General features: G+C 60.2%; 24 protein-coding genes. 9 read left to right on the forward strand and 15 right to left on the reverse strand.

Annotated features, from left to right (window positions below; genetic code table 11):
* The first annotated feature begins 74 nt into the window (after positions 1-74).
* The 7 genes from B6S08_RS12600 (at position 75) to B6S08_RS12630 (ending at position 5989) form a co-directional block, all read left to right on the forward strand.
* Entirely contained in the window at positions 75-1637 is a 1563-nt protein-coding gene (locus B6S08_RS12600) for a BCCT family transporter (protein ID WP_094201162.1), read from the forward strand.
* A gap of 179 nt (positions 1638-1816) precedes the next feature.
* Positions 1817-2218 (forward strand): DUF2170 family protein, encoded by a 402-nt coding sequence (locus B6S08_RS12605; RefSeq protein ID WP_094201163.1) that lies wholly within the window; start codon positions 1817-1819, stop codon positions 2216-2218.
* Positions 2215-2901 carry a PspA/IM30 family protein gene (locus tag B6S08_RS12610; protein WP_094201164.1) on the forward strand — a complete coding sequence of 229 codons (687 nt, stop codon included), beginning with the start codon at positions 2215-2217 and terminating at the stop codon, positions 2899-2901. Before B6S08_RS12605 ends, B6S08_RS12610 begins: the two co-directional genes overlap by 4 nt.
* A gap of 75 nt (positions 2902-2976) precedes the next feature.
* Positions 2977-3618, forward strand: a complete 642-nt coding sequence (locus B6S08_RS12615; protein WP_094201165.1) for a YjfK family protein — start codon at positions 2977-2979, stop codon at positions 3616-3618.
* A 161-nt stretch (positions 3619-3779) separates the two neighbouring features.
* Positions 3780-4196, forward strand: a complete 417-nt coding sequence (locus B6S08_RS12620) for a DUF350 domain-containing protein (RefSeq protein WP_094201166.1) — start codon at positions 3780-3782, stop codon at positions 4194-4196.
* A gap of 9 nt (positions 4197-4205) precedes the next feature.
* Positions 4206-4823 (forward strand): DUF1190 domain-containing protein, encoded by a 618-nt coding sequence (locus tag B6S08_RS12625; RefSeq protein WP_094201167.1) that lies wholly within the window; start codon positions 4206-4208, stop codon positions 4821-4823.
* A complete protein-coding gene (locus B6S08_RS12630; RefSeq protein ID WP_094201168.1) occupies positions 4823-5989 on the forward strand; it encodes a glutathionylspermidine synthase family protein in 1167 nt (388 codons plus the stop codon). Before B6S08_RS12625 ends, B6S08_RS12630 begins: the two co-directional genes overlap by 1 nt.
* 125 nt (positions 5990-6114) lie before the next feature.
* On the opposite strand, the gene B6S08_RS12635 is transcribed toward B6S08_RS12630, so the two are convergent.
* The 3 genes from B6S08_RS12635 to B6S08_RS12645 form a co-directional block, all read right to left on the reverse strand.
* Entirely contained in the window at positions 6115-7095 is a 981-nt protein-coding gene (locus B6S08_RS12635; RefSeq protein WP_342744147.1) for a porin, read from the reverse strand.
* An 80-nt stretch (positions 7096-7175) separates the two neighbouring features.
* A complete protein-coding gene (locus tag B6S08_RS12640) occupies positions 7176-7472 on the reverse strand; it encodes a hypothetical protein (RefSeq protein WP_094201170.1) in 297 nt (98 codons plus the stop codon).
* Between the two features lie 405 nt (positions 7473-7877).
* Positions 7878-8612: an endonuclease/exonuclease/phosphatase family protein gene (locus B6S08_RS12645; protein ID WP_094201171.1), complete on the reverse strand. Its 735-nt coding sequence runs from the start codon at positions 8610-8612 to the stop codon at positions 7878-7880.
* Between the two features lie 97 nt (positions 8613-8709).
* Here B6S08_RS12645 and B6S08_RS12650 point away from each other — a divergent pair, with 97 nt between their 5' ends.
* On the forward strand, positions 8710-9084 hold the full coding sequence (locus B6S08_RS12650) for a VOC family protein (RefSeq protein ID WP_094201172.1): 375 nt from the start codon (positions 8710-8712) through the stop codon (positions 9082-9084).
* Positions 9085-9182: 98 nt separating this feature from the next.
* On the opposite strand, the gene cyoE is transcribed toward B6S08_RS12650, so the two are convergent.
* The 9 genes from cyoE to B6S08_RS12695 form a co-directional block, all read right to left on the reverse strand.
* Positions 9183-10070: a heme o synthase gene (cyoE, locus tag B6S08_RS12655; protein WP_094201173.1), complete on the reverse strand. Its 888-nt coding sequence runs from the start codon at positions 10068-10070 to the stop codon at positions 9183-9185.
* 94 nt (positions 10071-10164) lie between these two features.
* Positions 10165-10485, reverse strand: a complete 321-nt coding sequence (gene cyoD / locus B6S08_RS12660; protein WP_094201174.1) for a cytochrome o ubiquinol oxidase subunit IV — start codon at positions 10483-10485, stop codon at positions 10165-10167.
* On the reverse strand, positions 10482-11102 hold the full coding sequence (cyoC, locus tag B6S08_RS12665; protein WP_094201175.1) for a cytochrome o ubiquinol oxidase subunit III: 621 nt from the start codon (positions 11100-11102) through the stop codon (positions 10482-10484). Before cyoC ends, cyoD begins: the two co-directional genes overlap by 4 nt.
* Positions 11102-13084: a cytochrome o ubiquinol oxidase subunit I gene (gene cyoB, locus B6S08_RS12670; protein ID WP_094201176.1), complete on the reverse strand. Its 1983-nt coding sequence runs from the start codon at positions 13082-13084 to the stop codon at positions 11102-11104. The genes cyoC and cyoB overlap by 1 nt, the downstream gene beginning before the upstream one ends.
* 1 nt (position 13085) lies before the next feature.
* The gene (cyoA, locus tag B6S08_RS12675) at positions 13086-13994 is read right to left on the reverse strand and encodes a ubiquinol oxidase subunit II (RefSeq protein WP_094201177.1); all 909 of its coding nucleotides are present in this window, start codon (positions 13992-13994) and stop codon (positions 13086-13088) included.
* A gap of 171 nt (positions 13995-14165) precedes the next feature.
* Positions 14166-14570, reverse strand: coding sequence for a hypothetical protein (locus B6S08_RS12680; RefSeq protein ID WP_240919625.1), 405 nt, complete (start codon positions 14568-14570; stop codon positions 14166-14168).
* A gap of 136 nt (positions 14571-14706) precedes the next feature.
* Entirely contained in the window at positions 14707-15315 is a 609-nt protein-coding gene (locus B6S08_RS12685; protein WP_094201178.1) for a LysE family translocator, read from the reverse strand.
* A 101-nt stretch (positions 15316-15416) separates the two neighbouring features.
* Positions 15417-16346: a LysR family transcriptional regulator gene (locus B6S08_RS12690; protein WP_094201300.1), complete on the reverse strand. Its 930-nt coding sequence runs from the start codon at positions 16344-16346 to the stop codon at positions 15417-15419.
* Positions 16347-16452: 106 nt separating this feature from the next.
* Positions 16453-17304, reverse strand: coding sequence for a bifunctional allantoicase/(S)-ureidoglycine aminohydrolase (locus tag B6S08_RS12695; protein WP_094201179.1), 852 nt, complete (start codon positions 17302-17304; stop codon positions 16453-16455).
* A 170-nt stretch (positions 17305-17474) separates the two neighbouring features.
* Here B6S08_RS12695 and B6S08_RS12700 point away from each other — a divergent pair, with 170 nt between their 5' ends.
* The gene (locus tag B6S08_RS12700; protein ID WP_094201180.1) at positions 17475-18344 is read left to right on the forward strand and encodes a LysR substrate-binding domain-containing protein; all 870 of its coding nucleotides are present in this window, start codon (positions 17475-17477) and stop codon (positions 18342-18344) included.
* 19 nt (positions 18345-18363) lie between these two features.
* Here B6S08_RS12700 and B6S08_RS12705 read toward each other — a convergent pair whose 3' ends face one another.
* The 3 genes from B6S08_RS12705 to B6S08_RS12715 all read right to left on the reverse strand — a co-directional run bounded on the left by B6S08_RS12705 (position 18364) and on the right by B6S08_RS12715 (position 21540).
* On the reverse strand, positions 18364-19062 hold the full coding sequence (locus tag B6S08_RS12705) for a GntR family transcriptional regulator (RefSeq protein ID WP_094201181.1): 699 nt from the start codon (positions 19060-19062) through the stop codon (positions 18364-18366).
* A gap of 128 nt (positions 19063-19190) precedes the next feature.
* Positions 19191-20624 carry an NCS1 family nucleobase:cation symporter-1 gene (locus B6S08_RS12710; protein ID WP_094201182.1) on the reverse strand — a complete coding sequence of 478 codons (1434 nt, stop codon included), beginning with the start codon at positions 20622-20624 and terminating at the stop codon, positions 19191-19193.
* A gap of 109 nt (positions 20625-20733) precedes the next feature.
* A complete protein-coding gene (locus tag B6S08_RS12715) occupies positions 20734-21540 on the reverse strand; it encodes an aspartate/glutamate racemase family protein (RefSeq protein ID WP_240919618.1) in 807 nt (268 codons plus the stop codon).
* Between the last annotated feature and the right edge of the window lie 68 nt (positions 21541-21608).

Below are 21608 nucleotides of genomic sequence, written 5' to 3' on the forward strand. Positions count from 1 at the left end.
ATTCTAATCAAATTTCACTTTTTAGCGCCTTTTCCGTACAATTGGCGCGTTCATGCATTGAACAAAGTGAATTGATGAAAGTTTCCAACCTCAGCTTTACCGAGCAGAGGCTGGTGGCCGGCCTAAGCGGCGGCTTCCTGCTTCTTTTCGTGATCCTCGCCTTTTTTGACCTGCAACGAATGACCCAATGGATTAACCAGGGCTTTGCCTGGACCCTTGATGTATTTGGTCCTCTGTGGCAGGTGTGGATGCTGGCCAACCTGGTCATTGCCCTGGTGCTGGGCCTGACCCGCTACGGTGACATTCGCCTGGGCGGCGCCGTGGCCCCCGACAGCTCCACCTTTCGCTGGCTGGCGGTGATCATGTGCACCCTGCTGGCCGGTGGCGGCGTATTCTGGTCCGCCGCCGAGCCCATGTATCACTTTGTGACCACGCCGCCGCTGTTTGCCGACGCCGACAGCGGCGTGTCGGCGGTGTCGGCCGCCCTGGCCCAGAGCTTTATGCACTGGGGTTTTCTGGCCTGGGCTGCCCTCGGCACCCTGTCGGCCATCGTGGTGGTGTACGCCCACTATCACAAGGGGCTGGCCATGCGCCCACGCACCCTGCTCTATCCACTGCTGGGGGACAAGGTGGAAAGCCACTGGCTGGGCACCCTGGCCGACGTGGTCTCCATTATCGCCGTGGCCGCCGGCACCATTGGCCCCATCGGTTTTCTCGCCACCCAGCTGGGTTTCAGCTTTGAGGCGCTGCTGGGCTGGGACAACAGCTACGGCCTGCAACTGGCGATTCTGGGCGGCCTGGTGCTTATCTACACCCTGTCGGCCTCTACCGGCATAGACAAGGGCATTCAGTGGCTGTCGAGTGCCAACGTGGTGCTGGCGGTGGTGTTGCTGGCCATTATTCTGCTGGCGGGCCCGGGCAACTTCATCATTGACGCCTTCCTCAACGGCATGGGCGTGTATCTGCAGGACTTTATGCCCATGGCCCTGAACCGGCAGGACGACGCTTGGCTGGGCTGGTGGACCCTGTTCTTCTGGGGCTGGTTTATCGGTTACGGCCCCATGATGGCGCTGTTTATCGCCCGTATCTCCCGAGGCCGCTCCCTGCGCGAGCTGGTGATGGCGGTGGCCATCATGGCGCCCCTGGTCACCAACTTCTGGTTTGCCAGCATCGGCGGCGCCGGCATCTTCTACGAGCAGGCCGCCGCCGGCGTGGTGTCGGGCCCGCTGCAGGAAAGCGGCCTGCCCGCGGCCCTGCTGGCGGTAACCCAGCAACTGCCCCTGGCCGAGCTGATGGTGCCCGCGTTTCTGGTGCTCACGGTGATCTTCGTGGCCACCACGGGTGACTCCATGGCCTATTCCATCGCCATGGCGATCAGCGGCGACCACACCCCGCGCACCAGCCAGCGCATTTTCTGGGCCCTGACCATGGGGCTGGTAGCGGCGGTGCTGCTGCGCATGGGCGAAGGCGGCATCAATGCGCTGCAGTCCTTTATCGTGATCACCGCGGCCCCGGTGTCGCTGCTGCTGCTGCCGGTGCTCTGGACCGGTCCGCGCATGGCCCACGCCATGGCCTATGAGCAGGGCATCGTCACCGAGGCGCCCCGAGGCAAGACGGTGAGCGAGAGCGCCACCTGATCCCACTTCGGCGAGGTCCCTTCGGACCTCGCCGGTCTCATTGCTACGGTCTGCCAACCCGACAGCCGCAGCGCCCTGCCCTCGCAACGCGCTTAAACAACATCCTGATTCGTGTAGCTTTTGGAACCATCTTTGTTCTATCTTGTCTGGGTTATGGCCCATACAACACGGAGCACCCCATGTCCTGGAACCTGGAACAACTGCACGACTTGCTGGCCAAACACCAAGGCTGGCGCTGTTCACTTGAGCACGACTCCCTGCTGGTAACCAATGAAGAAGGGCTGGACGCCTTTCTGGCGGTATCCGGCGAGCAAATCATCGCCGAAACCCTGCTGTTTCCCGCCAGCGCCGTCAGCCATGCCGCCGCCCTCAACGACACCATATTACGCACCCATCAGTTGTTTCCCCTGACCACGGTGGGCATCAGTCATATCAACGGCGACGACTACTACATTGCCTTTGGTGCCCTGTCGTCGGGATCAAAGGAAGAGAGCGTGCTCATCGAGGTGGAAACTTTGTTCCGCAACACCGAAGCCTTTCTCGAGCTCTATCAGGATCATCTGCAAGGAGTCAGCGCATGAGCGTATGGAAAAAACTGGTCACCGCCATCAAGGGCAGTGCCAACGAAGCCGCCGAAGCCGTGGCCGACAGCCAGGCCCTGCGCATTCTGGAGCAGGAAATTCGTGAAGCCAAACAGGAGCTGCGCCGCTCCGACGAGGCCCTGACCGGCATCATGGCCAAGCGCAAGCTGGCCCAGCAAAAGGTGGACGCCATCGGCGCCAGCATTGCCGAATATGAGGGCCACGCCCGGGCCGCCATGGCCAAGGAAAACCGCGACCTGGCGCTGGAATGTGCCCAGCGGGTAAGCGAGCTGAAAAACGAGCAGGACGCCGAAACCGCCTATCTGGAACAGTTCACCGCCTCCGAGCAAACCCTGAAAGACAATATCGGCACCGCCAAGAATCGCCTGCGCCAGCTGGAACAACAGCTGGATGTGGTCAGGGCCACCGACAGCGTGCAAAAGGCCCAGGCGGCGGTGTCGTCCCGCCACACCGGCGCCAACTCGCGCATGAAAACCGCGGTGGAGTCCCTGGATCGCATCAAGCAGAAGCAGACCCAACGTCAGGCCGAGCTGGACGTGGCCGCCGAGCGCGCCGCCAGCGAAAGTGGCGACGCCCTGGAACAAAAGTTGAAGAGCGCCGGCATCACCGGCAGCCAGTCGGCCGGGGCCGAAGACGAGCTGGCCCGCATTCTTGGCAAATAACCGGCGCTGCCGAGCAACACACTCCGCCGGCGATGCCACGAGCCGAACCGGCAACAAACAGACGGGGCAACTAACATGTTCGACTGGCTGAAAAAGAAAATGCAGCCCGCCGTGCCCGAGCGCGAGCCGGCCCCGGAAGTGCTGGGGCTGCGCCTGGGCGGCGGCATCGAGCTGGACGCCCTGCGGCTGTCGCTGCTGGAAGATCAGGTGACCTTTGAGGGTGCCGCCAGCACCCAAATCATTCAGGCGGTGGGCCGGGTGATGCTGGATGAAAGCCACCAGCTGCTGCGCTTTTACACCGACGATGACGGCTTTGTACAGGTGCTGCTGAGCGGCGGCACCACCGACGACTGTGTGTCCGAGGTCAAGCTCTGGTACTTTTACCAGACCCGGCCGGTGGACGGCGACGCCGCCTGGAACCGCCTGCTGGAGAAAGAGCTGGTGCAGCCCGAGTGGGATCTGGATGGCCAGGCCTTCAGCAAGGCCTGGGACAATACGCGGCCGGTAGCCATGACCGAAACCACCTGGCTGCACAATGGTGGCCGCAGCGACACCGATCAGTTCGTGATGCTGTATGAGCGCCCCCTGAACAACGACGACGCCGAAATGCTGATGGTGGCCGGCGAGGAAAAGCTCAACGGCCCTCGCCCCGAACGCAGCCTGGTGCTGGCCACCGGCATCGATCTGAGCCCGACGGATTTTCGGTTTGTAAGCTGATGCTTGTCGGCCTTGATCAGCAAAGTAGGCTGGAATGAGCGAAGCGAATTCCGGCATGAAAGCGGCGGTGACCTGTTGGAATTCGCCGAGGCTCATTCCAACCTACGACTCCTGCAAAAAATGACAGATTTTCATATTCAAAACGGAATAAAAGGATATCCATGGACGCCTTGCTGACTTCTCTTTCGGGCCTAGGCCCCTTTGTGCTGTATTTCGGCCTTTCCATACTCATGCTGCTGGTGTTCAAGTGGCTCTATGTGCTGATCACCCCCTGGGACGAATGGCGGCTGATTCGAGAAAATCAGAACCTGGCGGCGGCAATTGCCCTGGTGGGCGCCGTTATCGGATTTTCCCTGGCCATCGCCAGCGCCGCCGCCAACTCGGTGTCGCTGCTCGATTTTGTTGTCTGGGGCGTGGTGGCGCTGGTGGCCCAGCTGCTGGCCTTTGCCCTGGTCAGGCTGATCTTTCTGCCTCGCGTGTCCGAACGCATCTGCGCCGGCCAGGTCTCCGCCGGCGCCGTGGTCGGTGGCCTGTCGGTGGCCGTGGGCCTGATCAACGCCGCCTGCATCACCTACTGAGGAGGGCCCATGAAACGCTCCCGACGCCAGCTGTTGACCAGCATGACACAACGCATCGGCAAGCCGGTGGGCGCCGCCCTGGCCGGCTCGGTGCTGCTCAGTGCCTGCGGCCAGAACGAGCCCGAGGTGCAGGTATATCAGTCGCCGGACGACTGCCACAACGACAATCCGGAACTGGCCGAACAATGCCGGGCCGCCTATCAGCAGGCCCTGGCCGAATCTGCCGACACCGCCCCCAAATACGACCGTCAATACGACTGTGAAGCCGACTTCGGCGGCGGCAACTGCGTGCCCTACCAATATCAGGGCAACAACTGGTTTATGCCCGCCATGGCCGGATTTATGTTTGGCCGCCTGCTCGACCGGGATCGCTATATTCACCAGCCGGTTTATACCTCCTACAACCCCTACTCTCCCTACTACGGCCACTGGACCACGGCCGGCGGCTACCGGCTGGGCAAGGCCAGTTACGGCAAACGCATGCCGGTCAGCCGGGACGCGCTCAAACCCAAGCCCAAGGTCACCCGCACCATTTCCCGGGGCGGCTTTGGCTCCACCGCCCAGGCCAAGAGCAGCTGGAGCAGCAGCAAGCGCTCCGGCAGCCGTTCCCGGGGCTGGGGCGGCTGATGCTGCGGGTCGGTCACCGGGAACGCCCCCACTGGCGCACCCAGGCGGAACAACTGGGCTTTGGCTTTCACACCATGTATGGCGAGCCCTACTGGGACGAGACCGCCTATTACCAGTTCACCCTGGCCCAGATAGAGCGGGACCTGGAAGACCCCACCGCAGAGCTGCATCAGATGTGCCTGGAGGTGGTGGACCGGGTGGTGCGCGACGAACGATTGCTGCGCCGCTGCGGCCTGCCGGCGGCCCGCTGGCAGGACATCGCCGATTCCTGGCACAGGCGCGATCCCAGCCTCTATTCCCGGCTGGATCTGGCCTACGACGGCCGCGGCCCGGCCAAGCTGTATGAAAACAACGCCGACACTCCCACCAGCCTGTTTGAGACCGCCTTCTGGCAGTGGCTGTGGCTGGAAGACAACGTCGATGCGGGCTGGCTCAGGCGGGACGCGGATCAGTTCAACCTGCTGCAGGAGCGGCTGGTGCGTCGCTTTGCCCGACTGGCTAAAGACCATCCCGGCCAGCGGCTGCATTTCTCCTGCTGCAAGGACACGGATGAGGACAGGGGCACGGTGCAGTATCTGGAAGACTGCGCCCGGGAAGCCGGGCTCGACACCGCCTTTGTGTTTGTGGAAGACATCGGCCTGGGGCAAGGCGGCTGGCTGACCGACAGCCAGAACAACACCATCGACTGGCTGTTCAAACTCTACCCCTGGGAGTTCATGTTTGAAGAGCAATACGCCGAACACCTCACCCCCAGCCGGGTCAACTGGCTGGAGCCCATGTGGAAGTCGGTGCTGTCCAACAAGGCCTTGCTGCCGCTGCTGTGGCAGCAGTTTCCCGGCCACCCCAACCTGTTACCCGCCTATTTCGGCGACGATCCCGCCCGTTCACAACTGCACGAATACGTGCAGAAGCCGCTGTTTTCCCGGGAAGGGGCCAATATTCGCATCGTGCGCCATGGCGAGGTGGTGGCCGAGGTAGACGGCCCCTACGGCGAGGAAGGCATGATCATTCAGGCCTGGCACCCGCTGCCGGTGTTTGGCGGCCGCCATGCGCTGGTAGGCAGCTGGCTGGTGGACGACGCCCCCGCCGGCATCGCCATGCGCGAAGACACCAGTCCCATCACTCAGGATCTGTCCCGCTACCTGCCCCATATTATTTTGGGTTAATGAGTCTCCCTGATACTCGAGAAAGCGGTAGCTTGGAATGAGGAACGAATCCCAACATGTCAGCCACGGCAATGTTGGAATTCGCTTCGCTCATTGCCAGCCTACGTCTGAGCCGATTATGTCTTTTAGAAGTAATACTGCAGCCCCACGCCGTAGAGATCGTCTTCACTGTCGGCGCGGTTCACCAGATATTCGGCATACACCTTGGCCCTGGGCATCAGATAATATTCGGTGGCGAGGATCACCTTGTCTTCCCAACGCGCGCGAGCGGGCTGCTTCAGGCTCAGCCGGTTATAGCCCAGGCCCAGGGCCAGCTGCTTATAGCTGTAGGACAGCACCCCTTCCCAGTACTCAAAGCGAAAACGGTCGATGCAGCCCGGCCCAACCCAGCACACGTCCTGATAATCGGCCCGGCCCCGGGTCAGTGCCGCATAAAAGCCGCCCGGCGTCCGGTAACTCAGGCCCAGTGCCAGGTCGCGAATATCGCCGTTGGGCGCCCCCTGGTGCTGGTTTTCCGCCGCCAGCACAATGCCCAGGCCGTTGTTCGCCTGATAGCCGGCCGAGGCACCATACTGGGATTTGACCCCGCTGTTACCATCCTGCCTGTCGGCGTCGTTAGCGGCATAGCCGGCGCGCACATCCCAGCCGTCACTGGCCCAGGTCAGCTTGATCTGATCGTCCAGGGTGGACGTCGCCATATAGCCGTGACCGCCAAACAGATTGAACACGTCGGTCAGATCCCGCAACTGGTTAAAGGGACTGTCGCTGCGCCCGACGGTCAGCTCCAGCTCGTTCCTGATACGCACACCCAGCCAGGCTTCATCCGAGTAAATTTGGTCGCCGTAACGGGAGTCGCTGAGCAGATCCCAGCTCAGTTCACCAATCAGGATCACCTGCTCGTTCAGCCGGCCGGCACCGGACAGCCCCAGCGAAGCATGAGTATCGCCGCCAAAGGATTCGGCCTGGTAGCCCTGCTGATAGCCCAGGGCACCGAAATCCTGCTGAATTTTGCCGTGAAACGCCAACATCTGTTGTCGATCGTCGGTGCTCCAGGTCAGCGCCATGGCCGGCGCGGTGAAAAGAAGAAGGGAAAGAATCGCGCGCATCGTAAGAATTACCGGTTAACCATGAAAAAAGGGTGCTGCAATCAGCACCCTTTTACGTTACTCACTGACAAGCCGGCTGATTAACGGCCGAAGTTTTTCTTGTAGGAGTACTCTTGACCGTTCACGTTCTTGTTGATGGTTACACCGTTTTCGGTCACCTGCTTGTCAACGGTGTAGGTATAGGTTTCGCCGTTGGCCTTGGTGACGGTCTTGGTGAAAGACACGGTACCGTCTTCGGATACGGTCTTGTTCACTTCAACATTGGCGTAGCCGTTGTCGTAGCTGTTGTTGTACGAGTGGTTGCCACCGAAACCGGCGTTGGCGGACGCGGCGAGTACCAGTGCAGCTGCGGAAATAACCCATTTGGCTTTTTGCATTTTTATCTTCCTTATTATGTGCTTGACGTCTTGGTTCACGACTGGCGTGACCGCTGCGAAAAACGCCCGCAACCAGAGTGGCATTCAGGCTGGTGGGCCGCGGACAGGGTCAATGTACACACAAAACAATGGATACAAAACAGCATCAATTATGTATACATAAAGTGAAACAAGGCGTTCTTTGCGACATTGGTGAGCGGTGAAATAAATCCTTTTGTAACCTTCACCTGATGTCGAAAACAATACTGACTAACGGGTCAAAAAAAGCATATTACGCTGGGTCAAGGTTTGTCACTGGGCCGAACCGGCTTCGAACGATAACCTTTTTAACCTTGTATTTACCGTGAAAAAACCAACCAAAACCCGCCCTTAAAGGATTTAGCGGCTAAACCGGCGAATTTTCGCTCACAGCAGAAAATTCGCATGAATGGGATTATGGTCCGACACGCCGGGCATATTGATGGCGGTGGCCGAGCGCAGCTGCAGATCCCGATAGAAGATAAAGTCCAGGGGCTGGCGCAGATAGCTCTTCACATGGTGGGGGTTTTCCATCACCGCCTGGCGCAGGCCCACGGCCCGGCAGAATTGACGCAGATACAGCCGCCGCTGCCGGCTCCAGGCGTTGAAGTCGCCGGCCACGATCAGCGGACCCTGGTGGCGCAGCAGTTCGGTTCGCAGCAACTCCATTTCGCTGATAAACAGGCCGGCGTGCACAAAGTTGATGGCGTGCATATTGGCCACCAGCAGGGTGCCGTCCTCAGGCAGCGGATGGCGGGTCAGCATCAGACTTTTATGGGTGGCAAAACGCAGCTCCCGGCTGCGGCTCAGCAGCGGCACTATGTCATCAAAGGCGCAACGTCCGGCGGTCAGCACGCCAAACAGCTGAGTGCGGGTCTGCATATTGGGGGCCACCGCCCAGGACCAGCCGTCCAGCCAGGCTTCGCCCCTCGGTGCCAGCCGGGCCTCCTGCAGCAACAGCAGGCTGGTAGGATACAACCCGGTCAGCTCTGCCAGGCTGTGATGAAAGCGCACATCCTGGGTCAGCTTCTGGGTGTTCCAGCACAGCACCCCTATCTCCTTGCCGGCCAGCGGCTGGTGTTGATGCAGCAACCGGCTGGGGGTAACACGGGGCCTCAGCATGGGATCTCGCCTTTGCAACGGAACATCATCGCCAAAGTGTAGGCCAGCACCGGCGAGCTCCTATACTGATCTCTCCGCACGCTTCAAGGAGAACGTCATGAACCCCGTTGTCTGGTTTGAAATCTATGTGGCCGACCTGGCCCGCGCCCGTACCTTTTATGAAAAACTGCTCAAAATCACGCTGGAACCGATGGAGCAGACGGAAGGCGACTGGCCGGAAATGTGGCTGTTCCCCGGTGAAGAGCAGGGCCAGGGCGCCTGCGGTGCCCTGGTGAAAATGGACGGTGTCGGTCCGGGTCCCGGCGGCACCCTGGTGTATCTGCACTGCGACGATTGCGCCGAACCCGCCGGCCGCGCCGCCAGTCTTGGTGGCAGCCTGATTCGGGACAAGTTCGCCATTGGCCCTTACGGTTTTATTGCGCTGATCAGCGACAGTGAAGGCAACATGATTGGGCTCCATTCCATGACCTGAGCGCCGGCAGAACGAAATGCAGCAAGAAGAAAACAGGAAAAAAAGGACCGAAACGGCGGCTGCCGTTTCGGCCAAATGGGAGAGAAACGGAAAACGATTTACAACGACATCGCCAGCCACGCCTCGGGCGCGGTGCGAAAGTCAAACGCCATGGTGATGCTGATGGCGGTGATGGTAACAATGGACAGCACAAACACACGACGGGCCCAGCCCAGCTCCTCGGCGCCCCGGCGATAGCCGTTAAAGGCCATTACCAGCCACCACAGACTGGTGGCGCAGGCCACGGTCATAAAGGTAAGGCCGGTGTAACCGCTGAGCGGCAACAACACGGTCACCAGGCAGAACAGCGCAATATAGAGCACGATCTGCCGCTTGGCCTTGGCCACCCCTTCCGCCACCGGCAGCACCGGAATATTGGCCGCCGCATAATCCTCATAACGGAAAATGGCAATGGCGTAGGAATGGGGCATCTGCCACAGGCTGAACATCAGCAGCAAAATGGCGGCACCGGCGTCAAACTGCCCGCTCACCGCACAGTAACCCACCACAGGTGGCACCGCGCCGGACAGGCTGCCCACCAGGGTGCCGTACACCGAGGTCCGCTTCAGCCACAGGCTGTAAAAGCCCACATACACCACATAACCAAAGGCGGCAAAGCCGGTGGCCACGGCGTTGGTAAACCAGCCCAGCAGGCCAAAGCCCGCCACGCCCAGCACCAGACCATAGATCAGCGCGGTGCGTGCCGGCAGCTCGCCGGTCACGGTGACCCGGTTTCGAGTGCGGCGCATGCGCGCGTCGATATCGCGGTCGATGCAGTTGTTCACGGCACAGCCGGACGCCACCACCAGTGACAACCCGAAAACGGTGGCCCACATCAACGACCAGTCGATGTCGCCGCGGGCGGCCATGAAAAAGCCGCCGGCCACCGAGATCAGGTTGCCCATGATAATGCCCGGCTTGGTGACCTTGAGATAAGGCCGAATCATAGAATGCCCCTTGGGATGAAACCCGGTTTACCTGTGTTTGTGCATAACATCAGAGGAGTGCACCGGCCCGGGTCACTCCGGGCCGGAAGCCGCCTCAGTACATCATCATTTCGTTGGCGCTGAGGATGATCCACACCGACAGGCCCACCACCATCACGATAATGAGGGCGGAGAACAGAAACGCCACCGTGTTTTCCCGGCTGCCGGGCTTGAAGCTCAGGTGCAGGAAATACTTCAGGTGCACCACAATCTGCACAATGGCCAAGCCCACCACGGTGGCCAGGGTGGCCCCCGGGCTGAGCTCGCCGGTCATCACCGCCCAGAACGGAATGGCGGTCAGGATCACCGACAGCACAAAGCCGGTGAGATAGGACTTCACACTGCCGTGATCCACGGCGTCATGGTTGTGACTCATGCCATTGCCCCCATCAGATACACCACGGTAAATACACAGATCCAGACCACGTCGAGGAAGTGCCAGAACATGCTCAGGCAGCCCAGACGGGTCAGGGTGCGCGGGCCGGTGCCCCGCTTCACCAGCTCAATCATCAGCACCAACATCCACACCAGGCCGGCGGTCACGTGCAGACCGTGCATGCCCACCAGGGTGAAGAAAGAAGTGAGAAAGGCACTGCGGCTGGGGCCGTTACCAGACTCGATCAGGTGATGAAACTCATAGAGTTCCATACCGATAAAGGTGGCCCCCAACGCAAAGGTCACCAGCAGCCACAGCAGGGTCGAGCCCCGCTTGTGGTTGTGGCCGGCCAGCATGGCAAAGCCATAGGTGATGCTGGAGACCAGCAGCACCGCGGTTTCCACCGCCACAAATTTCAAATCGAACAGCTCCCGGCCGCCCGGGCCGCCGGCGGTGTTCATATAGAGCACCGCATAGGTGGCGAATACCGAAGCGAACAGCAGGCAGTCGGTCATCAGGTAGAGCCAGAACCCGAACAGGGTATTGCCCCCGGTGTCGTGGTGCTCTTCGTGGTGGTGCGCCTGCACCTGTTTGAGATCAACGGATACGGCTTCCATCAGGCCTCCTTCATCATCACGTTGCGCAGGTGTTCCTGCTCGATGCGCTCGACCTCGTCGGGCTGCACGTAATAGTCGGTGTCGGTGTCATAGGCCCGGCACAGGAAGATCACAAAGCTGGCCACCAGACCGGCGATCACCATCCACCAGATATGCCAGATGGCACCAAAGCCGGCGGCGGTCGCGGCCGCGCCAATCAGCACGCCGCAGGCGGTGTTCTTTGGCATGTGAATGGGCTGGTAGTTGCCCGCCTGGTAGGCGTCACCCTGTTCCTTCATGTCGGTAAAGGCGTCGATATCACGCACGCGCGGCAGTTTGGCGAAGTTGTAGAACTGGGGCGGTGACGCGGTGGACCATTCCAGGGTATGGCCGTTCCAGGGGTCACCGGTCAGATCCTTGTTCGCTTCGCGGTCACGGAAGGCTTTATAGAGCTGGTAGAACTGCACCACGATGCCAGCCAGAATAAACACGGCACCCACCGCGGCCAGATACAGCCAGAAGTTCCAGGCCGGGTTGTCGGTGCTGTTGAGGCGACGGGTCATGCCCAGGAAACCCAGCACATACAGCGGCATAAAGGCCACGTAGAAGCCGATCTGCCAGCACCAGAACGACACTCGGCCCAGCTTCTCGTCGAGGTGAAAGCCCATGGCCTTCGGGAACCAGAAGGCAAAGCCCGCCAGGTAACCGAACACGGCGCCACCAATGATGGTGTTGTGGAAATGGGCGATCAGGAACAGGCTGTTGTGCAGCACAAAGTCGGCGCCGGGCACCGCCAGCAATACACCGGTCATGCCGCCTATGGTAAAGGTGGTCATAAAGCCCAGGGTCCACAGCACCGGTACCGTCATGCGCAGGCGGCCGCGATACATGGTGAACAGCCAGTTGAACAGCTTCACCCCGGTGGGCACCGCAATGATCATGGTCATCACGCCAAAGAAGGCGTTGACGTTGGCACTGGAGCCCATGGTGAAGAAATGGTGCAGCCACACGATAAAGCCCAGTACCGAGATGGCGCCACTGGCCCAGACCATGGAGTTGTAGCCAAACAGGCGCTTGCCGGTAAAGGTGGAGATCACTTCGGAGAAAATGCCAAAGGCCGGCAGGATCAGAATGTACACCTCGGGATGACCCCAGGCCCAGAACAGGTTGATGTACATCATGGCGTTGCCGCCGGCGTCGTTGGTAAAGAAGTGGAAGTCCAGGTAACGGTCCAGGGTCAGCATGCCCAGCACCGCGGTCAGGATCGGGAAGGACGCCACGATCAGAATGTTGGCCCAGGTACAGGTCCAGGTGAAGATCGGCATCTGCATCAGCTTCATGCCCGGCGTCCGCATTCTGAACACGGTCACCAGAAAGTTCACCCCGGTCAGCAGGGTACCGATACCGGAAATCTGCAGCGCCCAGATGTAGTAGTCGACCCCCACGCCCGGACTGAAATCCAGCTCCGACAGCGGCGGATAGGCCACCCAGCCGGTCTTGGCGAATTCACCCAGACCGAGGGAGATGTTCACCAGCACGGCGCCGGACACCGCCAGCCAGAAGCTGAGGTTGTTGAGAAAAGGAAAGGCCACGTCGCGGGCACCGATCTGCAGCGGCAGCACAATGTTCATCAGGCCGATCATGAATGGCATGGCCATAAAGATGATCATGATGACACCGTGGGCGGTGAAAATCTGGTCGTAGTGCTCGGGCGGCAGATAGCCGTCGGCCCCGTTGGTGGACAGCGCCAGTTGCGCCCGCATCATGATGGCGTCGGCAAAGCCGCGGATCAGCATGACAAAGGCCAGGATGATATACATGATGCCCAGCCGCTTGTGGTCCACCGAGGTGATCCAGTCGCGCCAGAGCACGCCCCACTTGTTGTAGCGGGTAACCAGAAAGGCGATCACCACGGCGGCGATGGCCACAACGCTCAGGGTTACCATGATAATGGGCTCATGGTAGGGCACGGCGTCGAGTGTGAGTTTACCTAATAACGACATATTATTTCTCAGCCTCCATCATCATGCTGGCGGACAGATGATGCGAATGTTCATCGCCCGCGATGGGGTGATGATCCTGCATGAACTTCATCACAACGTCATGGAACAGGCCTTGGCTGACATCGCCAAAGTATTCCACCGGATGGTTTTCACTGGGCTCGGCCAGCTGCTGGTACACGCTCAGGTCGAGGGTGTTGCCGGCGGCCTTCACCTTGTCGACCCAGGCCTCAAAGCCGGCCTCGTCGGGGGTGGCGATGGCGTCAAACTTCATGCCGGTAAAGCCTTCACCGCTGTAGTTGGCGGAGATGCCGTCGTAACGGCCGGGCTCGTTGGCAATCAGGTGCAGCTGGGTCTCCATGCCCGCCATGGAGTAGATCTGGCTACCCAGCTGGGGAATGAAGAAGGAGTTCATGGTGGTGTCGGAAGTAATGCGAAACTCCACCGGCACATCGGTGGGAAACGCCAACTCGTTGACGGTGGCAATGCCCTGCTCCGGATAGATGAACAGCCACTTCCAGTTCAGTGACACCACCTGCACCACCAGGTGGTCCTTGTCGTGCTGAAGCTTCTTGTACGGGTCCAGCGCGTGCGTGGAGCGCCAGGTGATGATGCCCAGCACCACGATGATGATGATGGGAACCACCCACACCACGGTTTCGATTTTGGTGGAGTGGGCCCACTTGGGGGCATAGATCTCGTCGCGGCCTTCACGGTATTTCCAGGCGAAGAACAGCGTCATCACGATCACCGGAATCACCACCAGCAGCATCAGGCAGGTGGCGACGATGATCAGATACTTCTCATCGGCGCCGACCTGACCCTTGGGATCCAGCACGCCGCCTTCGCAGCCGGACAGCGCAAAGGACGCCGCCCCTGCCAATAGCAGGTTAACTAACTTTCGAATAAACAAAGGAAACCTTCCCCTATCCCTAAAGGTGCCAGCTTGCCGCACAGCACGGCAAGACAGTTATGGGTATCGAGCGATACGCAGTGGCGGGATCGACCGCCTTGACAAGCACGGCTGGCAGACGGCTACCGGCAAACGCGGTAACGGCGCCCTACAACAGCGTTTGAAAAAGGATCAGAACCCGAATGAAAACATCGGTGGAGCCCGGCAGCTGTGCGCCCTCAGCAGGGCACGGCGAGGCTTTGGAGATGTGGAGAGAGCCGGCCTGGAATGGTGTGTTCTCGGCCAGTTAAGGTGTTGCAGCAGCAGATGCAGCAACATCAGCAGCCACTGCAGCAGCAGCGGTGCAAACACCAGCAGGCTGGTGCAGAGCAGGGATTTCAGGGCATCAATGGGGAACAGATCCGCCAGTTGCGCCTGGTATTCAAAAATATCGGCCGACAGTCCGGTCCAGCTCAGCAACCAGTTGCCCAGCACTTCCAGCACCATGATGGCACCGAGCACCCCAACTCCGTCCATACCGATCCGTGACAGCGACATCAGGTCGTGCCATTGTTCGGCGGTGGGCAGATACAACATGGGACTCAACTGCTGGCTTCCATTGGTTGCAAGTGTGATTAAAACCGTGACCGGGTTAACAGGCCGATTTTTTGACCGCGAAAGGCTACCAAACTTTGATCCAGCGCACAACCATGACGCACGTTTCGAGCTCGGCTTACAACACCACCTTGCAGGCCAGCGCCAGCAGCACCAACCCACTGATCTTGTCGATCAGCGCCGCTTTGGCCTTCAGCCAGGCCAGCACCGGCCCGCGGGACAGCAACAAGGCCACCAGCACATACCAGAGCGCATCAATGCCGCCGGCGGTGAGCATCATGATGCCACCCTGCTGCCAGCCGGTGTCGGCGCGGACGAACTGGCTGAACAGGGCCACGAAGAAAATCGCCAGCTGGGGGTTGAGAAAGGCCACCATAAAGCCCTCAAAGGCGCCCTGACGGCCGCGCACCGAATGGCCGCCTTCATTTACCGTCCCCGGTTGCGGCTTCGCCAGCAAGGCCTTGATGCCTAGCCAGGCGAGAAAGGCGGCACCGCCGTAGCGAATCACGTCAAACAACAGCGGATTGCGGGTGATCAACAGCGCCAGCCCCAACGCGGTGATCAGCGCATAGAGCCCCACGCCCAGGCCGTGCCCCAGGGCGGTGAGCACGCCGTGCCCCTGACCACCGCGCACCGTGTTGCGGATCACCACCGCCAGGCTGGGGCCGGGGCTGATGGCCCCCATGATGCAGATGGCCGCCAGGGCCAGCCAGCTGGAAAATTCCATCGTATCGTTCCTGTATATACCTGCCTTTGAATGACACTCAGCTTAATGCCGCCAACACCATTCAAAAAATGAAAGTTATGAATACAAGCCATAGCCTATGGCTATAGACTGACACGACTCTCGCGAACGGTGCGCCGCAGGTGATCCCGTAAAAAGGGGTAGGCCAGCTCTCGAAACCAACGATGGGCCGGATCCTGATGATGCCGTTGATGCCACATCAGATGGTATTGCTGAGGCCGGGTGGCAAACGGCAGGGAGCCATAAGTCAGTTCATGCTGCTGCGACAAGTGCCAGGCGATGTGCGCCGGCGTGGTCATCAGGCAGTCGGTGCGACACAGCACCTCGACGGCCGCCTGAAAAAAGGGAACCCGGGCAAACCAGCGCCGGCTTAGCCCTTGAGGAGCCAGTACCTGCTCCACCGGGCTGTCCTTGTCACCGCCACCGCTCACCTGCAGGTGCGGCCAGTCCAGGTATTCCGACAGGCTGATGGCCCGGCCCGCCAGGGGGTGCCTTTGCCCCATCAGCACCACCAGGCTGTCTTCCCCCTGATACAGGCCACGAACAAGCTCGGGCACTTCGTCGGTAATGGTCGACACCATATCCAGCCCTGAATGCCACAGGTTCGGCAACTGGCTCTTGTCCCACGACACATACTCCAAGGCAGCCAGCGGCGCCTGACGCATCAGCTCGGCACAGATATGCGGCAGTATGTATTGGGCCACATAGTCGGACGATGCCAGCCGAAATACCCGTTGGCAGCGGGCGGGCTCGAAGTCGGGGGTGGCATAGAGCCGCTCCAGGGCCCCCAGCGAGTCGGCCAGCTCCTGCGCCAATGCTTCGGCCCTGGGCGTCAGCAGCCAGCGCTGCCCCTCGCGGACCAGCAACTCGTCGTTGAACTCTCGGCGTAATTGCGTCAGTTGCTTGCTGATGGAAGGCTGGCTCAGGTGCAGCAGCTCGGCCGCTCGACTGAGATTGCGGGTATCCAGCAATGCCTTGAGGGTGGGTAACAGGTTAAGGTTGGCCTTGTGCACCTTGGAACGTTCCAGCATGGTTTTGCCGGTTATCTTAGGTCAGCCCGCGAATGAACAGAAACAAAAAAGGGCGGCCCATGGCCGCCCCTTGTCTGGCAGAGACTGCTTACTTGCGGTTGCCGCGGTAAGCAGGGGACGAGTTCAGCACCATGTGGCGGTTCACGTCCTTGTACAGCAGGTAGCGGAAACGGGTCGGGCCGGCCGCGTAGCAGGACTGCGGGCAGAAGGCGCGCAGCCACATGTAGTCACCGGCTTCCACTTCAACCCAGTCCCGGTTCAGGTGGTAAACCGCCTTGCCTTCCAGCACGTACAGGCCGTGCTCCATAACGTGGGTTTCGTCGAACGGAATCACGCCGCCAGACTGGAAGGTCACGATGTTCACGTGCATGTCGTGGCGCAGATCGGTCGGATCGGTGAAACGGGTGGTGGCCCACACGTCATTGGTGTCCGGCATGGAGGTCGGCGCAATGTCGTTCTCGTTGGTCACGAAAGCCTCCGGCACGTCGATGCCGTCTACATATTCGTAGGCCTTGCGCAGCCAGTGGAAACGCACGGGGGCGTCGCTGTTGTTCTTCACGGTCCACTTGGCACCCGGCGGCAGGTAGGCGTAGCCACCCAGATCCATGTGATGCTCTTTGCCTTCCAGGGTCAGGGTCATTTCACCTTCAACGATGAAGATAACGCCTTCGGCACCGGCATCCAGCTCAGGCTTCTCGCTGCCACCCTGGGGAGATACTTCCATGATGTAGTGAGAGAAGGTCTCGGAGAAGCCGCTCATCGGACGGGCGATAACCCACAGGCGGGTTTCATCCCAGAACGGCAGGAAGCTGGTCACGATGTCGCTCATTACGCCTTTCGGAATAACGGCGTAGGCTTCGGTGAATACGGCACGATCGTGGATCAGTTGAGTCTGCGGGGGCAGACCGCCCTTGGGGGCATAATAGGTATTACGGGCCATTACTTCGTCCTTTTATGCTTGAAATGGTTGGTCATTGCCAACGAAGGCAGCACGGCAACTCATGGGCCATACCGCTTAAATGCTGAACACATGGATTGTAGAGCATACCTGGATAATTTATAAATTAAATAATACACTGGCACCCAGTGACTTTCCCACTGGAAGACGGAATGACCCAACTGACCACCCTGGATCCGGTGTTGCTGCGCAGCTTTGTCGCCGTGGTCGACACCGGCAGCTTTACCCGCGCCGCCGACAGCACCCACCTCACCCAGTCCACCGTCAGCCAGCAGGTGCGCAAGCTGGAATCCCAGCTCGGCTGCGAGCTGCTTAACCGCAAGGGCCGCTATATTACCGCCACCCTGGAAGGCGAACGGGTGCTCAACTATGCCCGGCGCATTCTGCAGCTGATGCACGAAGCCGTGGCCCAGACCAGCCTGAGCATAGAGCAGCAGAAAATTCGCCTGGGGGTGCCGGAAGACTTTGCCACCCACGCCATCATGCCCGCCCTCTCCGCCTTTGCCGATCAGTATCCCGGCATTCGGCTGGAGGTAAAAAGCGGCCTGTGCAGCGATATCTGGCGGCAGTTTCAGCGCGGCGAGCTGGATTTGGCTCTGGTCAAGCAGCGGCCGGGCAGCGTGCCGGGCCTGGCCAGCTGGCCCGAGCCGCTGTGCTGGATAGACGGCCTGGACAGTGACAACCTCGCCAGCCAGCCGGTGCCGCTGGTGACCTTTCCCATCGGTGGCCTGTATCGGGGGGAAATGGCCCACACCTTTGATCGCCTGGGCCGCAGCTGGCGGCTGGCTTATGTCAGCACCAGCCTGTCAGGAGTATGTTGCGCGGTGGAAGCCGGCTTTGGCATCTCGCTGCTGCCGCGACGACTGGTGACCGCCAACCACCGCATCCTCTCCGAGGACGACGGCCTGCCGGACGTACCGGATCTGGAGCTCACCCTGCACGCCCAGGACCAGCTCTCGGCCCACAGCAAGCTGCTGGCGGAACGGCTGATCAGCGCCTGCAACGACACCTGCCGGCAATAACACCGAGCCGCAGTCCGCCTCAGAGGTCGGCGAAGATATGCTTGAGGTTGACGTCTTCCTCGGTCTGCGGCTCCAGTTGCAACTGAGCCTCAATGTCGTTGAGGTGGTCAATCATCAGCTGCACCGCCCGCTCGGTATGGTGGCCGGCAATGGCTTCCAGCAGCTCGTTGTGATCACCGCAAGACGGCCTGATGCCATGATGATGTCCCTTGCGCGCGCCGCTCTGGTACAGCGCCACAATCAGCGAGGAACGGGGAATGATCTCGTGCAGGAAAGACGTCAGTACCGGCTTGTTGGCCAGCTTGCCGATCAGCAGGTGAAACTCCCCAGACAGCCGAATGCGCAGGCTCTGCTCCCCCTGCTCGGCCGCCTGATGTTCCTTCTCCAGGTGTTCCTGCAGCAGCTTTTTCTCCCGCAGAGTGCACTTGCTGGCCAGTTCCCGCACCAGCTCGGCCTCGATCAGCCGGCGGGCCTGAAAAATATCCCGGGCCTCTTCCGGCGAGGGCTCGGTCACGAAGGCACCGCTGTTGGGCACCAGATTAACCAGCTTGTCGTGTGATAACTGCAGCAGCAGCTTGCGCACAAAGCCCCGGCTGAGCCCAAAGGTTTCACATAACTCCTCTTCCTTCAGCCGCGTGCCCGGCAGCAGCTTGTGGGCGACAATGGCCTCCCAGATACGCTGGTAAACCTTGTCCAGATCATTGTTTTTATTGTTCATGGGCGTTTCCTGTGTGCTCGTTGCTTAACCAAAGATTAACATGGCTTTGCATTGTCAACAATCATGCCCACATTTGTTAAAAACAATAAAAAAGCGACCTCACCGAGGCCGCTTTTCGCCACAACGTGTCAGCCCCGGCTGCGGGAAGCAAGCCAGTAATAGAACAGGCCGCCCAGCGCCGCGCCGATCAGCCAGCCGTAGCCATTGAGATCGGCCAGGGCCGGCACCCAGACGGTGGCGATGGAAAACAGCGCCGCCAGACCAAAGGCTGTCAGCGCCTTTTTGTTCCAGCCGTTCTGGTAAAAATAGGCCCCTTCAGGATCCCGGGAAAACAGCTGCTGCATGTTCAGTTGCTGTCGCTTCACCAGGTAGTAATCCACCACGATGATGCCGTAGAAGGGCGCCACTATGGCTCCCAGCGCATTGACGAAGCCGGGAATACCAATCTGGCTTATCACCGACACCCAGAGCGCGCCCACAAAGAAGGCAACCACGGCGGTGATCAGGCCGCCGATGCGAAAACTGATCGCCCTGGGAAACAGGTTGGCCAGGTCATAGGCCGGCGGAATAAAGTTGGCCACCAGGTTGATGCCCACGGTGGCGGCAAAGAAGGTCAGCGCCGCAATAATGGTCAGGGGCAGCGAGTCCACCCGCTCCACGATGTCGGCGGGGTTGGTGAGCGCCTCGCCAAACAGCACCAGGGTGCCGGCGGTGATGATCAGGGCGATAAAGGAGAAAAAGGCCACGTTGAGGGGCAATCCCACCAGGTTGCCGATTTTCATCTCCCGCTCGCTGCGTACAAAGCGGGTGAAGTCGCCGAAGTTGATCACCACGGCGGCAAAATAGGCCACCATGGTGCCGACAATGGCGGTAAAGGCCGCCAGGTCGCTGCCCTGGTAGTCGCCGCCGCCATCAAAGATGGTGGCCACCGCCGGCAACAGCTGATCACCGGCCTGATACCAGACGATGGCCATCAGCGCCAGCATCACCACGTAGACCAGGGGGCCGGCCCAGTTGAGGAAGATCTTGATCTTGTCGATACCCTGCCAGAACAGCATGATCTGGAACAGCCAGACAATCACGAACGACAGCCAGGCGGTGCCCGACAGCCCCAGATACTGGCTGTCGCCGGCGCCCCACAGGGCGGTAAGCAGCAGGGTCACGGCGGTGGAGGCAAAGTAGGTCTGCACCCCATACCAGAAGATGCCGATAATGGCCCGCAGCAGGGCCGGAAAGTTGGCGCCGCGCACCCCCATGCTGGAGCGAATCATCACCGGAAAGGGAATGCCGTATTTAACGCTGGGTTTGCCGGTCAGATTGACCAGCACCATAACGATAACCCCGGCCAGAACAATGGCCGCCATCACCGCCCAGCCATTCAGGCCGTAACTCAGAAACAGCGAGGCGGCCAGGGTATAGCCGAACAGGCTCTGAATGTCGTTGGACCAGACGTTGAAGATCTCAAACCAGCCCCAGCTGCGATCACTGTGCTTGATCGGGGCCAGATCCTCGTTATAGAGCAGTGGATCGTGATGGGTTATTTCGAGTTGCTTGTCATCCATGACGTTCATCCTGATGGTTAAAATACACTAGGCCCCCCTCGACACATGGACCGAGTGGGGGCTTACTGACGCGCTGAGCATCGCGGGACGCCGGCAAAACGGTGCCGGCCTATTCCCCCTGAATCGCTGCGACGGCCGCACGGGCAGCGGCATTGACCGCGACGACCAATGGCACATCAAAGTGCGGCTGCAACCTCAGTGCGGATGCCGAAAGCGGGCCTCCCCCCATAATTACAGCCTTTGTCTCATCTTTTTCAAGTGACTCCTGCACCGCGCCCGCCAGCGCCGCATCAAGCTTTTCTGGTGATTTGACCAGCTCCAATGGATCACCGGACGTCACCCTGACGCCTCGATACAGGTGCGCATAGCCCAGGGCCTCGGCCTTTTGCCGGAACGACTCAATCAACGCCTCATCCGGGGTAACGGTCACAATGCTGAATGCTCGATTGCCGCGAGCAGCCTCATGAAACACTTCCTCACCGATACCAAACACCGGAATGTCTACCGCCGCGCGCAGTTCTTCCAGCCCCGGATCACTGAAGGCCGATACGATGAGCGCCGCCACCCGCTTGTCTTGGGCGGCTTCTACCCCTACCGCCACCACGCCTGGCGCCGCGTCAATCATATCCTGAGGCGTCGTGAGCAAGGGCGGGGCATCCATGTTGCTTCTTGCCACCAGCCTGGCGACGCCTTTGGTTTCCAGCCTGGCAAGCTCAGCCATGGATTCAGTGGCCTTGGTGTTTGAATTGGGGTTGATAAGCACAATGGTTTTGATGGTATCCGCTCCTTTCGCTCCGGTCATATGCACATTCTGGACCTGTTGCTCTGCCTGCACGACCGAGGGCAGGGCAAGAATACTGAGCAGGCCGCAAGTAGAGAGTTTGAATGTAGATAACCATGACTTTAGCTTTGGCATAAGGTGCTATCTCCATGAAATGACAGGGTCGTGATGGTGAAGCCCCGTCCGATGGACGGGGCGGGTGC

Origin of the sequence: Oceanimonas doudoroffii, from assembly GCF_002242685.1 — a bacterium.
Classification (GTDB): domain Bacteria; phylum Pseudomonadota; class Gammaproteobacteria; order Enterobacterales; family Aeromonadaceae; genus Oceanimonas; species Oceanimonas doudoroffii.